Genomic DNA, 14,355 nt, shown 5'->3' with positions numbered 1-14,355 from the left:
CTGACATCAACGACACCGGCCCCCGCAGCGTTCGGGCACAGCCTGACGCCGTCGCCATGACTGAGGTGTGTCCCGAGCGGCTGCAGCTGTGACCCGATCCCAATTCCTGGGTTCGAGGCCGCTGCGATCCATACAGTCGGGCCAGTCGCTGCCTGACACGGCCATGGGCAAGCCCTCCACCATCTGGGTCGTTGATGATGACCCCGATCTGCGCCAGATGGTGAACACCTATCTGCTCGATCAGGGCTACGAGGTCCGGGCCCTGAGCGACGGCCGTCAATTGATGGCCAGGCTCGAGTTCCAGCGGCCCGATCTGGTGGTGCTGGATCTGATGATGCCGGGCGAGGATGGGCTGACCCTGCTGCGACGGCTGCGCGATCAGGGGGACGATCTTCCGGTGGTGATGCTCACCGCCAAGGGTGAGGCGGTGGACCGCATCATCGGTCTCGAGCAGGGGGCTGATGACTACCTGGCCAAGCCCTTCCTGCCGAGGGAGCTCACGGCCCGGATCGAGGCGGTGCTCCGCCGCCGCGCCCCCCTCCCCCCGGCAGCCCCCTGGCGGAGGGTGAGAAGGTGCTCTTCGGGGAGAACGTGCTCGATCTGGCCGCCCGCACCCTGGAGCGCTCCGGCGAGACCGTGACGATCACCTGCGGTGAATTCAGCCTGCTGGCGGCATTCGTGCAGCATCCCCACCGCCCCCTGTCGCGCGAGCGCCTGATCGAGCTCGCCCGGGGCCCGGAGAGTGAGACCGACACCCGCAGCATGGATGTGCAGGTCTCGCGGGTGCGGCGGCTGATCGAGCCGGATCCGAGTCGTCCCCGCTATCTGCAGACCGTGTGGGGCTACGGCTATGTGTTCGTTCCCGATGGGACACCCCGTTCGCGCTGAATGAGCCGGCTGCCCTGGCGATGGCTGCTGCTGGGCCGGCTGATCGGGGCTTTCGCCGGCAGTTCCCTGGCCAGCCTGCTCGTGTTCCAGCAGGTGTTCGCCCAGCAGATCGAGCGTCTCCAGACCGCCCAGCTCGGCCGCGGACTCGCTCTGACCGTCCGGCTCAGCGAACTGGCGCTGGAGCGCTTCCCTCCCCCCCTGGTCTCCGAACTCACCGGACTCCGGCTGATCGTGCAGCCCGTTCCGGGTGGCATGGCACGCAGCATCCTCAATCCCCGGGCCGGCCCGGCCTCTCTGCGGCGGCAGGGCCTGGCCCTGCAGGGGGAGCTCTGCCGCCGCCTGTCCCACTGCCCGGCGATCCAGATGGCGCAGGGGCCCGAGCGGGGGGTGTGGATCGAGCTGATCTCGCCGCTGGAGCCGGTGTGGCTCTTCGCCGCCCTGCGCTCACCGGTCAGCTGGCCGCCGGCGCCGCTCCTGCTGAGCCTGGCCCTGGTCAGCGGTGCCACCATCAGCGGTGCCGCGTTCCTGCTGTTGGAGGTGGAGCAGCCCCTGCGCGCGCTGGAGCGGGCGCTCGGACGGGTGGGGCGCTCCGGCCGGCAGCCGGCCGTGGAGGAAACGGGTGCTCCCGATGTGCGCCGCCTCACCCGCCACTTCAACGCCATGCTGGCCCGGCTGGAGGCGACTCAGCAGGAGCGGGCCACCATGCTCGCCGGCATCGCCCACGACCTCCGCAGCCCGATCACCCGTCTCCGCTTCCGGCTCTCCCTGCTGGCGGCACCGGTCAGCGGTGCGGACCGGGTGGCCGAGATCCGCGAGAGGGGTGAGCGCGATCTGGATGCGCTCGAGCGCATCACCTCCCAGTTCCTGCTCTTCGCCGGTGGCGGTGAGCACGAGGCGGCGGTGGAGGTGCCGCTCGACGCCCTGCTGGCCGAGGCCCTGGCCCAGCACGACCCCGGGGCCGTGCGCCTCGAGCTGCGGGCGCTCACCGCCCGGGTGCAGCCCATCGCCATGGCCCGGGCGGTGGCCAATCTGGTGGACAACGCCCTTGCCCACGGCACACCACCGGTGGTCGTGCGGCTCATCGAGGGGGAGGAGGGCGGCTTCGCCATTCAGGTGTGGGATCAGGGCGAGGGCATCTCCGCCGAGGCCTGGGAGCGTGCCCTGCAGCCCTTTCAGCGTCTCGACCAGGCCCGGGGCGGACAGGGCCATTGCGGTCTGGGCATGGCCATCGCGGCACGGGTGGCCCGCTGGCACGGCGGTGAGCTGCGCCGGCTCCAGCAGCCCGGCGCCGATGGGCGCTTTGCGGTTGCCCTGGTGGGGCGCTCCCTGGCTTCTGCTGGACCCACCTGAGTCCCCCACATGTGCAGAACGTGTCCGTTTGTGGCGCGGACGCGCCGTCGTCGCCATGACAGAGGCATCAGCGTGGGCCGAGGCGGCGATGGGAAGCAAGCACGACAGGAAGGACCGGAAGGCAGAGGCGGTTGCCTCGGACAGCACCGGAGCGCCCTCCCTCTGGCCGGCGGCCAAGGGCAAGGGAAAGAAGAAGCTGAAGCTCAGCGGCAAGGGCAAGGCCAAGGCCGGCAAGATCAAGGCCGGCAAGCACCGGCGCCGGGGAAGCGGTCATGGCAAGCATCCGGCCTACAAGGTGCCCAGCGATGTGCTGGCCGCGGTGCAGGGCAACGGTGTGGATGTGTTCCGCCCCTCCGAGCTGCTCGAGGATCTGGTGGAGGCCCCGGGCTCGAAGGCCGGCAAACGCCTCAGCCGCAAGGTCTATGAGCACGATCTGGCGCGGCTGCAGACCGAGCTGGTCAAGATGCAGTACTGGGTGAAGGCCACCGGATTCCGCCTCATCGTGCTCTTCGAGGGCCGTGACGCCGCCGGCAAGGGCGGAACGATCAAGCGCCTCACCGAGCCCATGAATCCCCGCGGCTGCAGGGTGGTGGCCCTCTCCAAGCCTTCGGATCAGGAATCCAGCCAGTGGTACTTCCAGCGCTACGTGCAGCACTTCCCCTCAGCGGGGGAGATCGTGGTGTTCGACCGGAGCTGGTACAACCGCGCCGGTGTGGAGCGGGTGATGGGCTTCTGCTCGGAGGCGGATGTGCAGCTGTTCATGCAGTCGTGCCCCGAATTCGAACGCATGCTCGTGCGCAGCGGCATCATGGTGCTCAAGTACTGGTTCTCCGTCAGCGACGAGGAGCAGGAGGCCCGCTTCCGGTCGCGCATCGAGGACCCGACGCGGCGCTGGAAGCTGAGCCCGATGGATCTGGAATCCCGCAACCGCTGGGTGGAGTTCTCCCGAGCCAAGGATGAGATGTTCGCCCGCACCAACATCCCCGAAGCGCCTTGGTTCACGGTGGAGGCGAACGACAAGCGCCGCGCCCGCCTCAACTGCATCCGCCACGTGCTCAGCAAGGTCCCCTACGACGACATGACCCCGCCGGCGATCGAGCTGCCGCCGAGGGCCGAGCAGGGCGATTACGTGCGGCCTCCCATCAACGAACAGTTCTATGTGCCGAACGCCTATCCCTATGTCTGATCTGCCGGGGCAGCCCTGACCCGGCGCGCCTGCCTGAGCGCCGCCGGGGGGCATCCCCTGCATGTCATCCCATCAGGGAGCTGCCGTGAAGACGCTGCAGCCAGAACCCGGCCAGTTGCCAGCTGCTCCAGAGAAACATGGCCAGGAAGGCCCAGTTCAGCCAGGCAGGGCGCTGATCATTTCGGAAGGGCATGGGCCGTCGGATTCCGTGGGTGGGTTGCGCTGGGCTCGCTTGAGATCGTGGAGCCCCTCCAGCTGGTTGTACACGGACACCAGCTGGCGGCGGATGTGATCGGTGCCCTCCAGCTGGGAGAGCCGCATCAGGGTGGCTTCAATGCTGCTCTTGGATTCGATCAGCAGCCGGCAGTCGGAGGTCCCGGGTTCGTAAGGCACCGTTGCTTCGCGTGTGGCAATGACGCTCCATCTCAACCGGCCCGGGCCGATCCGAGCTGTCGGCGTTGCTGCGGTTTGGCGGGTTCGGGGTGGCGGATCGTTCAGGACGCGGCCCTGCTTACGGCAGCTGGTTGCCGCCCTGCTGCTCGATCAGGTTCCAGGGACGCGCGATGCCCTCCGGATGGCTCCGCCAGAAGCCGCGGCCCGCCTTCCTGGCCTCGTTCTGCAGAGCGGGATAGCCCAGATCATCGCAACGGCCCACGTAGCCGTCATGGGCGAAGACCATGCCCCCGGCCACCAGCTGGGCTCCCAGGTCCTGCTGGCCCAGCCGCACGACCGCAACCGTGCGACCGTACACGTCGCGTCCCCGCAGCTCCAGCGACACCGAGTCTCCCGCTCCGACCAGCTCCTCCAGAGCTCTTTGGGCGTCGCCGGCGTGGGGCTGCTGCTCCGGCCGGGGTGCCTGGAGACAGGCAAGGCGCACGCTGTCGGCCTCGTTGTCGAAGCGGACCAGAAGCTCCTGGCCATCCTGAACGGCCAGCACCGTGCCCTCCTGGCGGGGACGTTCGCCAGCAACGAGACGGGCTCCTGAAGCAGCCATGGCCAGAGTCGCGCCCAGCAGGCCCCAGAGGATCAGGGGCGGGCAGTGCCGCAGTCGGGTGGGGTGGTCGCCTCGCATGGCCACAGGCCTCAGGCTCGGGTCCGGCATTGAAGCAGAGGCCAGATGCCAGGTGCCGGGTTCATCGCATCACGACAGGGTTGCGGGCCAATGCACTGAAAGACCCCATGCCGGCGAACGGCTCGTCGGCATGGGGTCTTTGACGAGGGGCGTCTGGACGACCCCTTTCAGGGACGTCGACTCAGCCGAGGCCGATCTGGGAGAGGATGCCCTGACCGGTGAGCAGTTCGGTGGCCAGACCGATCACGAAGCCCATCATGGCCATGCGGCCGTTCCAGGTTTCGGCGAAGGCGACGAATCCGAAGCGGGAGGTGGAGTCGGACATGGAGTTGAAGTGGTCGACTTCTCAAACTGTAACGGAAACCTTGAGAAGTGTTGCGCCCGCGTTCCGGTGATGGCATTCCTTGTCCTGAGCGCCGTTCCCCCCTGGCTGCGTTGATGGCGCGTCGGACCCACGGCAGACCTGGCTGGAAGCGGGGACGGGCCCTCATCGTGGTGATCACGCTGCTGGCTCTGCTGGCCGGTCCCGGCATGCGGGCCGTTCCCGCCCCAGCCGCTGTTCCCTTCGCCTCGGATGATCCGATGCCGGGGCTGCCGGCCACCATCGATCAGGCGCCGCTTCTCCCGGACACCCTGCGGGTGGGGATGTACCTCACCCAGCTGGACGGGATCGATCTCCACAACGCCTCCTTCAACGCTCAGCTGTATCTCTGGACCCTCTGGCCCGGCGATGAGGCCGAGAACCCCAGCGACGACCTGACGGTGCTCAACAGCATCTTCAATGCAGATCTGGACCGCTTCGAACGGCTCAGCCGGGAGCGCATCGGATCGCGGATCTGGTCGCTGTACACGGTCCACGGGCGCTTCGTGCATCGCTGGCGCCTCGACAGCTATCCCTTCGACAGCCATCTCCTCAACCTGCAGGTGGGTTATGCCAACCCGTTGCGCCGAAGCCCCGCACTGGAGGTCGACACGGCCAACAGCGGTGTCAGTCCCACCCTCTATCTCTATGGCTGGCAGCTCGGGGAGAGCGGCATCAGCCTGAACCGGCTTCAGACCCTCAGCAACCTGGGCGACCCGCGCCTGGAGGTCGGCTCGCCCGGGCGGGCCGAGGCGGTGACGAGCACGCTGGAGATCTCCAGACGAGCCTCGCTCTATCTGGTGCCGGATTTTCTCGGCTACATGCTGGCGATCGGCCTCTGCGTGCTGGCACTCGTGATTCATCGCACCCGGGACGATCTGATCCTGGCGGCAGTGGTCTCCGCGGCGGGCAACTACGTCTTCCTGGCCGGCATCCTGCCTGTGGATGCGATGGCCGGGTTCATTGGCCAGCTGCAGCTGGTGATCCTGGTGGGCATCCTCTATGTGATCGGTGCCGATGAGATCATCGATCACCAGATGGAGGGCTGGCCGAGACGGTGGCGCTCCCTGCTCCAGTCCGCCGTGCTGCCCAGCTACCTGCTGCTCACCATGAGCGCCATCTACGCCCTGATCCCCCGCGGGGTGGTGAGCGGCTGATGGGCTGGCGCTCGCGCATCTGGGCCGCCGGCGCCCTGCTGGCCTCGGTCGCCATCCTCGCGGTGGGGTGGGCCCGGATCGAAGATCGCATCCGCGAGCGCCCGACCATCCGTGATGACGATGAACTCACGGTGGATGAGCTGGCCAACGTTCCGCCGGGAACCCTGCGGGTCGTGGTGCCCAGAACGGCCTCCAGCACACCGGATGCCCTGCCCTATCGGGTGCTGCGCCTGGCACTGGAGGCCAGCGGCCGACCCTTTGTGATGGGTTACGCACGCCTGCCCGGCAATCAGGAGATGGCGGTGCAGCGCCTCGCTGCCTCGCCCGATGTGAGCAGCGATAATCCCGCCGGACTCACTGTGGGCTTCTTCGGCGCGGGCCCTGAGCTGCACCGTCGCCTGAGGCCGGTGCCGGTGCCCGTTCTCGGCGGGCTGCTGGGACTGCGTGGGCTCTGGGTCAACCGCTCCAGGCGTGATCGACTGGCCTCCAGCCGACTGCTGGAGGATCTGCAGGGACTGGTTGTGGCCCAGGGGACCGGCTGGAGCGATGCCCGGCTGATGGCGGCTGCCGGCCTGCGCACGTTTGAAGTGGAACCCGATCTCCTGTTCGAGCTGCTCAACGAGAACCGGATCGACATGATCCCCCGCGGTCTGCCGGAGCTCGGCACCGATCACCTCGTCGTGGAACGCCGCTACCCCCGGGTCGAGCTGGACGACCACCTGTTGCTGGCGTATCCCTTCGCGATGATGTTCTACGTCCATCCCAGTCAGGACGAGCTCGCGAGCGCCCTGGATGAGGGTCTGAGGCGGGCGATCGCCGACGGTCGTTACCAGGCTCTGCTGGAGAAGGCCATGGTCAGGCCCTGGTTGCGGCGGCGACTGAACCTGCGCGAGCGCCGCATCGTTGAACTGCCCAACCCGGGTGTGGATGCGCTCCTGGAGGATGTGCCGGACGATGTGTGGATCGTGCCCTGGGACGATCTGGGACCGCTGACCAGCGGGGAGCAGCTGTGCGACCGGCCGGTGCTGAGCGAGCTCTGCTGAGCTGTGCGGTCGTCAGGGTGCGATGGGCTCGGCGTGCCGCTCGCTCGAAAGCTCCACGGGGGACTCAAGGGCCTCCACTTCACTGCTGCGCACACTGAACGTGCGGGACGCGTCGTGTAGGAGGGAGACCTTGAGCAGATCACCCTCCATGGAGATGATCCGCGCCTGCTTTCCGTCCAGGCAACGGCGAACCGGACGGGTGTGACCCTCTCCAAGGCGCACGCGGGCGATGTCTCCAGGAACCATGCGCTGAACGATGACAGGCAGATGATAGGAAAATCCACTCATGCGGCACATCGGCGACGCCCAGCGAACGCTCGGCGTCAGTGCCTGCTGACGTGACGGAGAGCCTCAGCTGCTGTGGCCTGACCGGGCGGCTTCAGCCGTGCATCGGAGAATAGAAGCGGAGGGGGTGGGATTCGAACCCACGGAGGCTTGCACCTCGCTGGTTTTCAAGACCAGAGCCATCAACCACTCGACCACCCCTCCCTGAGCGGATTCTGCCATGGTCAGCCCACTGGGGAATCCCTAGCCTGAGAGAGTCAGGCGCTGAGCATGACCCGTCGGCTCACGATTCAGAAGCTGTTCACCCTGCTGGCGGTGTGCAATGGGATCGTTCTGATTTATCTGTTCGTCGTTGTCCAGGCGCTTGTGGCCAGCCCCTGGCGCAGCCAGGAACTCTTGCCGGTTGCGGGTCTGCTGAGCTTCTTCCTGGTCCTGCTGTCCCTGCTGTCCTACCGGTTGATCTACACCCGGGTGCTCGGCCCACTGAGCGTGCTCTCCCGTGAAGCCCTGCAGATCGAATCCGGCGACTTCAGCTCCCGACTGACCGTGCGTGGCAGTGATGAGGTCTCGGCTGTGGCCCGTGGCTTCAATTCCGTCCTCGAGACGATCAGCAGCTACACCGGCAAGCTCAACGACTACAACGTTGAACTTCGCGCCGCTCAGAATCAGATCGGCGCCTCCATCCGCTACGCCTCCCTGCTCCAGCGAACGATTCTGCCGGACTCCCAGCTCCAGCAGACGTTCGCCGACAATTATTTCGTCATCTGGAAACCACGCGACGGTGTGGGAGGTGATTGTTATCTCTTCCATCGTGAAGGCTCCCGCTGCCTCGCCGGCGTGGCCGACTGTGCCGGCCATGGTGTCGCCGGGGCCATGATGACCATGCTGGCCCGCTCCAGTCTGGACCGGGCCGTTCATCAGGTCGGGATCGCTTCACCGGCCGTTCTGATGGACACCGTGGACCAGCTCATGCGGCCCCTGTTCCGTGAAGCCCACGAATCCAGGGCCCTGGCGACGGGTATGGACCTTGGCCTTGTCATGCTCGACTTCGATCGATCGCTGCTCCGCTTCAGCGGTGCTCACATTCATCTGTTCTGGAGCGATGGCAGCCGTGTGGGCATGATCCGAGGCGACAAGCGTTCGCTCTGGCAGAAGCGACAGGGCCAGTACAGCGATCATGATGTGGTGCTGCGGCCCGGAACGACCTACTACCTCACCACCGATGGCATCCTTGATCAGGCCGGAGGCAGCGATGGCTTCGGCTTCGGCACTGATCGCTTCCAGGACTGGATTCAGCGCAACTCCGCTCTGCCGATTCACCGGCAGAAGGATGTGCTGGCAACCACCTTTGACCACTTCCGGGGTGATCATCAGCAGCGCGACGATGTGACCATCCTCTGCTTCCGCTTCGATGAGGCTGTGATCGCATGAGTGAGGACGCACTTCTGAGCCTGGGCAGGTTGCGGCAGACCTTCAATGACCATCGGATCCTGATGTGCTTCAATGGGTTGATCTCAAGCAATCTCATCGGTGAGATGGGTCTTGCGCTCAAGCGGCATATCGAGTCGGTTCAGCCCCACGCCTCCACAGCTGTCGATGTGTTCAGTGTCTACATCGAGTTCTGTCAGAACATCAGTCACTACGCCCGTACGCATGAGCTCAGTGACGTGCAATCCTCAGCCACGGTTGTGATCAGTGAGACCGATGCCGGCTCCATCAGCATCACCGCCGGCAACTGGGTCCATCCCGAGGATGGCCGGGATGTGATCCGTCGCATCTCCGAGCTGCACGACCTGGACGCCGCGGCGCTCAAACAGCGCTACAAAAAGCAGCTGCGCCGCCCCCGCGTGGATGGGGCCACCTCCGGTGCGGGTCTGGGGCTGCTGCAGGTGGCCCGGACGGTGCGTCAGCCGGTTCAGGCCTACATGGATGAGCAGCTGGTGCCGGATGGTCTTGCGTTCCTGGCTGTGCGGGCGGTGATCTGAGATGAGGTCGATGGTGACGCAAGGCAGTGATCTCCGCGTTGAACCCACATCCTGCACGCCGTTGATTCATGCGGTCTGGCAGGAGGGGTTGCTTCGCATCGAGGGTGAATCGTATCCAGAGAACACCTTCGAACTGTTCGACGATCTGATCGAGTGGACTGAGCTCTATCTCTCAAGCTCATCGGCTCCTCTTGCGTTGGTTCTCTCCCTCACCTATCTGAACACCAGCAGCATTCGGGCAATGATAGATGTCTTTGATGCGCTTGAGGACTCCTTTTCCACCGGGCGGGATGTGAGTGTGCGCTGGTACTACGACCATCGCAATCCTCGCGCTGCCGAGCTTGGCGAAGAGTTCAAGGAGGACTACACCTTCCCCTTCGTGATCACAGCGGAGCAGCCGTGACCCCGGCCCCCGACCTCCCCTCGCTGCCAGCGCCATCCGCCTGCCAGGCCGAGCTCGAGAAGACGATTCAGTCCCTCCTCGAGGATCCTGCTTATCGCAATCACCCCCTGCATCAGGCGCTCGAGAGCCTCTGGAACGATCACGTCGACAAGATCGACCGTCTGGAGCGTGCGACCGGTGCTCCGGAACGCCGCAACAGCAATCGACCCTTCTCCGAACGTCGCAGCGTTGATCAGCGCTTTGAGCGGCTGGAGCGGCAGATCGAGAAAGTCACTCGCATTTCGGATCGCTACCAGTCCATGCTCAAGGACCTCAATGAGGCCCTTGAAGTGGCCTCAACCCGGGACCCTCTGACCAACCTGTGCAACCGCCGGATGATGAACGAACGCTGCCAGGCGGAGGATGAGCGGAGCGCCCGCACCGGATCGGCCTATTGTATTGCCATCCTGGATGTCGACTTCTTCAAGTCCATCAATGACGCCCACGGTCACGATGCCGGTGATGCCGTCCTGGTGAATCTCGCCAGAACGCTGGAAGCCAAGCTGCGTGACTACGACCTCTGCGGACGCTGGGGTGGTGAGGAGTTCCTGATCCTCTTTGCCGGCTCCCCGCAGTCACTGGCCATCCACGGAGCCGAACGCGTCCTCCAGCAGATCCGCCTGATGCAGACCAGCTGCAACGAGGTTGTGATTCAGTGCACCGTCAGCATCGGACTGGCCGAGCATCGGATCGGGGAGCGCTACAGCGACACGATCCACCGCGCCGATGAAGCCCTCTACCGGGCCAAGCACGAGGGACGCGACCGGATCGTTCTGGCCGCTTCCGTCGACAGCTGAGCCCGGCATCGGCGAATCGCCCTGACAGGGGCTTCAGGAGGGCCCGGCGGAGACCTTGGTCAGATCGGAGTGGGCGGCCTCCAGCGCTGACAACCGGCTGGCGAGGATTCCGTGCACCCCGAACCGCTCCAGCCGTTCCCGCACCTTGCCGCCCGCTCCGGCCACGTAGGCAGAGCGCCCCTGGCTGCGCGCCATCTCCACCATGCGTTCGATTGCCAGCGTGGCGGTGACCCCCAGACGCGGCACCTCACTGACATCCAGGATCAGAACGCGGTAGCTGCGCACCAGGGCCATCCGCTCACTGATGCCCCGTGCGGCCCCGAAGCTCAGGGGGCCGCGCAGGCGGAAGAGCATCACGTCGTTGCCGCACTGCTCCAGGAGCTCCTGCTCCTCGGCGGGCAGGGTCATGGATGCCGGCGGCGGCTGCGACCCCTTGCCGCCCGGATTGTCGGCGGCCATCCCTTCCAGCTGGGTTTCGGTGAGCGATTCGATCGTGAGCAGATTCGCCACGAACACACCCACCAGCACACCCCAGATCAGGTCCCAGAACACCGTCATCAGCAGCACTCCGTACATCACCACCGCTGTCTTCATCGAGAGCCGGTGGGCCCGCAGCAGAAAGCCCCAGTCGATGATGTCGATCCCCACCTTGATCAGGATTCCCGCCAGCAGAGCGGTGGGAATCGTGGCGGCGAGCGGCCCGGCACCCAGCAGCACCACCAGCAGCACAAGGGAGTGGACCATGCCGGAGAGCGGCGTGCTCCCGCCCGACTTGATGTTGATCACGGTGCGCATGGTCGCTCCCGCACCGGGAAGTCCGCTGAGCAGGCCGGCGCAGCTGTTGGCCAGGCCCTGGCCGATCAGTTCCCGGTCGGAGTCGTGGCGGGTCTGACTGATGTTGTCGGCCACCAGGGAGGTGAGCAGGGAGTCGATCGACCCGAGCACGGCCAGCACCAGACCGGCACGCATCAGGTCCGGCCAGTGCTGGCCCCAGGCCGGCAGGGTGATGCGCAGGCCACCCTCCGGAATCGCTCCGATCCGGGCCAGAGGAGCCAGATTCATGGCCTCCAGCCGCGCATCGGCGAACAGCAGCAGCGACAGGGGACTGACGATCAGCAGCGCCAGCAGAGGCGATGGCAGCCAGCGGGTGATCCGGCGTGGGCTGAGAAACACGATCGCCAGGGTCATCAGCCCCACCGCCAAGGCGGCGCCATTGGGCTGAAACGACAGCGCCAGCGTCCGCAGCGACTCGACCACGCCGCCGCGGGTGCTGATGCCGAGAAAAGGGCCGATCTGGAGCACCAGGATGATCACCCCGATGCCCGACATGAATCCCGACACCACCGAATAGGGCACGAGCGTGATGTAGCGGCCCAGGCGCAGCACACCGAAGAGCACCTGCACCAGTCCGCCGAGAACCACCGCCGCCATCACCAGGGGCAGGATCTCCCCCGCGGCGAGTTCCCGCGAGACCCCCACCGCAGCCAGGCTGGAGACCACGCCGGCCACCGTGACGCTCATCGGTCCGGTGGGGCCGCTGACCTGGGCGGGGGTTCCGCCCAGCAGGGCCGCCACGAATCCCACCACCACGGCGCCGTACAGCCCGTAGATGGCCCCTCCGGGCCCCAGGGCGGCGTTACCGAAGGCGAGCGAGAGCGGCAGAGCCACCACAGCGGCGGTGAGCCCGCCGAGCAGATCACCGCGCAGGTTGCGCAGATGGAATCCGTGAATCAGCTCCATGGCGGTTCCGGGGCGATGGGCCGTTCCCTGCGCCGATCAGTCTCCGCGATCGGGACGGCCGCGCCGCATCAGCCCGTCTGGCAGGGTGAGCGAATCACCACGTTCATCGATGACCGCTGCCCCCGAGAGCCTGCATGAGGCCGTGGAGCGTCGCCGCAATTTCGCGATCATTTCGCACCCCGATGCCGGCAAGACCACGCTCACGGAAAAGCTGCTGCTCTACGGGGGAGCGATTCAGCAGGCCGGGGCGGTGAAGGCCCGCGGCGAACAGCGCCGCGTCACCTCCGACTGGATGGAGCTGGAGAAGCAGCGCGGCATCTCGATCACCTCCACCGTGCTGCAGTTCGATTACGGCAGCACCACGATCAACCTGCTCGACACGCCGGGCCACCAGGACTTCAGCGAGGACACCTATCGCACTCTGGCCGCGGCGGACAACGCCGTGATGCTCGAGGACGCCGCCAAGGGGCTGGAACCCCAGACCCGGAAACTGTTCGAGGTCTGCCGGATGCGGCGCATCCCGATCTTCACGTTCATCAACAAGATGGACCGCCCCGGCCGCGAGCCGCTCGAACTGCTCGACGAACTGGAAGCCGAGCTCGGGCTGGTGCCCTGGGCGGTGAACTGGCCCATCGGCAGCGGCGACGAGTTCCGCGGCGTGATCGACCGGCAGGGCCATCGGGTGATCCTCTTCGATCGGGCCGAACGGGGTCGTCAGGCCCGCGAGCAGGTGCTGAGCCTCGAGGAGGTTCGCAGCAGCGGCGCTGTCGAGGAGGAGCTGCTCTCCCGGGCCCTGGAGGAGCTGGAACTGCTGGAGGAGGCCGGTGCCGAGCTGGAGATGGATGCCGTGCATCGCGGCGAGCTGACGCCGGTCTTCTTCGGGTCGGCGATGACGAACTTCGGCGTCCGGCCGTTCCTCGATGCCTTCCTCGATCTGGCTCAGAGGCCGATGGCTCGCTCCAGCCGGGAGGGGCCGGTGCCGCCCGAGCATCCCGATTTCAGCGGCTTCGTCTTCAAGTTGCAGGCCAACATGGATCCGCGCCACAGGGACCGTGTCGCCTTCGTGCGGGTCTGCAGCGGCCGGTTCGAGAAGGACATGACGGTGCGCCACGCCCGCACCGGTCGTTCAATCCGTCTCTCGAGGCCGCAGAAGCTGTTCGGCCAGGAGCGCGCCGTGCTGGATGATGCCTATCCCGGCGACGTGATCGGCCTCAACAACCCCGGCATGTTCGCCATCGGCGACACGCTCTACGTCGGCCGGCAGGTGGAATACGAAGGCATTCCCTGTTTCAGTCCGGAGCTCTTCGCCTGGCTGCGCAATCCGAATCCCTCGGCGTTCAAGAGCTTCCGCAAGGGGGTGAACGAGCTGCGTGAGGAAGGTGCCGTTCAGATCCTCTACGACACCGATCAGAGCAAGCGGGATCCGATCCTGGCGGCCGTGGGTCAGCTGCAGATGGAGGTGGTGCAGCATCGGCTGCAGAGCGAATACGGCGTGGCCACTCGCCTTGAACCCCTGGGCTTCAGCCTGGCCCGCTGGGTGGAGGAGGGCTGGCCGGCCCTCGATGCCGTGGGCCGGCTGTTCAACTGCAAGACGGTGAGTGACGCCTGGAACCGACCGGTGCTGCTGTTCAAGAACAGCTGGAACCTTCAGCAACTGCAGGAGGACCATCCGGACCTCAGCCTCAGTGGCGTGGCTCCGGTGGCCAGCGGTGTGGAGCCGATTGCCCTCTGAGGCCACAGTGGCGGGTCGGGCCGGTCAGACTTGACATTCCTTCATGTGTGGGTGCCCGCCTTCCATGGCAGAGACCTTCTGGTTAGTGCGTCGTCGGCAGGACGGAGGGTGTGACTTCGTGAGCTTCGCCCCGGCACCGGACCGGGTTGAGATGCGGGAGGGCAGCCATCTCCCGCCCCAGATGCCTCTGCTCAAGCGCCGCTCCTGGCTGCCGCAGGCCGAGGCGGAGCGTCAGAGCCAGCGCCTGCAGCGGGAGGCCGGTTTCCGCTGCAGCGAGCCCCTGTTCTGAGTCAGGAGCGATACGCTCTCCCAAGATC

15 protein-coding genes, 1 tRNA gene and 1 pseudogene are annotated in these 14,355 nt (G+C 66.3%); 11 read left to right on the top strand and 6 right to left on the bottom strand.

Translation table 11 applies throughout. The features are described from left to right. Positions 1 to 163: 163 nt before the first annotated feature. From EVJ50_RS05985 to ppk2, 3 genes and pseudogenes are all read left to right on the top strand, one after another. Positions 164 to 888 (top strand): annotated as a pseudogene (locus tag EVJ50_RS05985) (response regulator). After that, positions 889 to 2,238 (top strand): ATP-binding protein, encoded by a 1,350-nt coding sequence (locus EVJ50_RS05980; RefSeq protein WP_150882927.1) that lies wholly within the window; start codon positions 889 to 891, stop codon positions 2,236 to 2,238. A 295-nt stretch (positions 2,239 to 2,533) separates the two neighbouring features. Beyond that, entirely contained in the window at positions 2,534 to 3,424 is an 891-nt protein-coding gene (ppk2, locus tag EVJ50_RS05975) for a polyphosphate kinase 2 (RefSeq protein WP_370455634.1), read from the top strand. A 156-nt stretch (positions 3,425 to 3,580) separates the two neighbouring features. Here the strand turns inward: ppk2 and EVJ50_RS05970 are convergent, their stop codons facing one another. From EVJ50_RS05970 to EVJ50_RS05960, 3 genes are all read right to left on the bottom strand, one after another. Next, positions 3,581 to 3,817 carry a hypothetical protein gene (locus EVJ50_RS05970; RefSeq protein ID WP_150882925.1) on the bottom strand — a complete coding sequence of 79 codons (237 nt, stop codon included), beginning with the start codon at positions 3,815 to 3,817 and terminating at the stop codon, positions 3,581 to 3,583. 118 nt (positions 3,818 to 3,935) lie between these two features. Beyond that, positions 3,936 to 4,526: a thermonuclease family protein gene (locus EVJ50_RS05965; protein ID WP_150882923.1), complete on the bottom strand. Its 591-nt coding sequence runs from the start codon at positions 4,524 to 4,526 to the stop codon at positions 3,936 to 3,938. A gap of 151 nt (positions 4,527 to 4,677) precedes the next feature. Then, positions 4,678 to 4,821, bottom strand: a complete 144-nt coding sequence (locus tag EVJ50_RS05960) for a chlorophyll a/b-binding protein (RefSeq protein WP_150882921.1) — start codon at positions 4,819 to 4,821, stop codon at positions 4,678 to 4,680. Between the two features lie 113 nt (positions 4,822 to 4,934). Here EVJ50_RS05960 and EVJ50_RS05955 point away from each other — a divergent pair, with 113 nt between their 5' ends. Both EVJ50_RS05955 and EVJ50_RS05950 read left to right on the top strand, forming a co-directional pair. After that, positions 4,935 to 6,014 carry a hypothetical protein gene (locus tag EVJ50_RS05955; protein ID WP_150882919.1) on the top strand — a complete coding sequence of 360 codons (1,080 nt, stop codon included), beginning with the start codon at positions 4,935 to 4,937 and terminating at the stop codon, positions 6,012 to 6,014. Next, positions 6,014 to 7,057, top strand: a complete 1,044-nt coding sequence (locus EVJ50_RS05950) for an amino acid ABC transporter substrate-binding protein (RefSeq protein ID WP_150882917.1) — start codon at positions 6,014 to 6,016, stop codon at positions 7,055 to 7,057. The genes EVJ50_RS05955 and EVJ50_RS05950 overlap by 1 nt, the downstream gene beginning before the upstream one ends. Positions 7,058 to 7,069: 12 nt before the next feature. On the opposite strand, the gene EVJ50_RS05945 is transcribed toward EVJ50_RS05950, so the two are convergent. Both EVJ50_RS05945 and EVJ50_RS05940 read right to left on the bottom strand, forming a co-directional pair. Beyond that, positions 7,070 to 7,303: a hypothetical protein gene (locus EVJ50_RS05945; RefSeq protein WP_150882915.1), complete on the bottom strand. Its 234-nt coding sequence runs from the start codon at positions 7,301 to 7,303 to the stop codon at positions 7,070 to 7,072. Positions 7,304 to 7,461: 158 nt separating this feature from the next. Further along, a tRNA-Ser gene (locus EVJ50_RS05940) sits at positions 7,462 to 7,546 on the bottom strand. A gap of 66 nt (positions 7,547 to 7,612) precedes the next feature. Here EVJ50_RS05940 and EVJ50_RS05935 point away from each other — a divergent pair. From EVJ50_RS05935 to siaD, 4 genes are read left to right on the top strand one after another with little or no spacing between them, the layout of a single operon-like run. Then, positions 7,613 to 8,773 (top strand): SpoIIE family protein phosphatase, encoded by a 1,161-nt coding sequence (locus tag EVJ50_RS05935; RefSeq protein WP_150882913.1) that lies wholly within the window; start codon positions 7,613 to 7,615, stop codon positions 8,771 to 8,773. After that, on the top strand, positions 8,770 to 9,327 hold the full coding sequence (locus EVJ50_RS05930) for a SiaB family protein kinase (RefSeq protein ID WP_150882911.1): 558 nt from the start codon (positions 8,770 to 8,772) through the stop codon (positions 9,325 to 9,327). The genes EVJ50_RS05935 and EVJ50_RS05930 overlap by 4 nt, the downstream gene beginning before the upstream one ends. 10 nt (positions 9,328 to 9,337) lie before the next feature. Next, positions 9,338 to 9,730 (top strand): biofilm regulation phosphoprotein SiaC, encoded by a 393-nt coding sequence (siaC, locus tag EVJ50_RS05925; RefSeq protein ID WP_150882909.1) that lies wholly within the window; start codon positions 9,338 to 9,340, stop codon positions 9,728 to 9,730. Continuing rightward, entirely contained in the window at positions 9,727 to 10,566 is an 840-nt protein-coding gene (siaD, locus tag EVJ50_RS05920) for a biofilm regulation diguanylate cyclase SiaD (RefSeq protein ID WP_150882907.1), read from the top strand. Before siaC ends, siaD begins: the two co-directional genes overlap by 4 nt. A gap of 33 nt (positions 10,567 to 10,599) precedes the next feature. Here the strand turns inward: siaD and EVJ50_RS05915 are convergent, their stop codons facing one another. Next, positions 10,600 to 12,306 carry a SulP family inorganic anion transporter gene (locus tag EVJ50_RS05915; protein ID WP_150882905.1) on the bottom strand — a complete coding sequence of 569 codons (1,707 nt, stop codon included), beginning with the start codon at positions 12,304 to 12,306 and terminating at the stop codon, positions 10,600 to 10,602. Positions 12,307 to 12,415: 109 nt separating this feature from the next. Between EVJ50_RS05915 and EVJ50_RS05910 the strand changes: the two genes are divergently transcribed. After that, positions 12,416 to 14,038 (top strand): peptide chain release factor 3, encoded by a 1,623-nt coding sequence (locus tag EVJ50_RS05910; RefSeq protein WP_150882903.1) that lies wholly within the window; start codon positions 12,416 to 12,418, stop codon positions 14,036 to 14,038. 118 nt (positions 14,039 to 14,156) lie between these two features. Beyond that, positions 14,157 to 14,327 carry a hypothetical protein gene (locus EVJ50_RS05905; RefSeq protein ID WP_370455613.1) on the top strand — a complete coding sequence of 57 codons (171 nt, stop codon included), beginning with the start codon at positions 14,157 to 14,159 and terminating at the stop codon, positions 14,325 to 14,327. Positions 14,328 to 14,355: the final 28 nt, after the last annotated feature.

It is taken from the genome of Synechococcus sp. RSCCF101, assembly GCF_008807075.1.
Lineage (GTDB): Bacteria > Cyanobacteriota > Cyanobacteriia > PCC-6307 > Cyanobiaceae > RSCCF101.
This window is presented reverse-complemented; position numbering and strand designations above follow the sequence as displayed.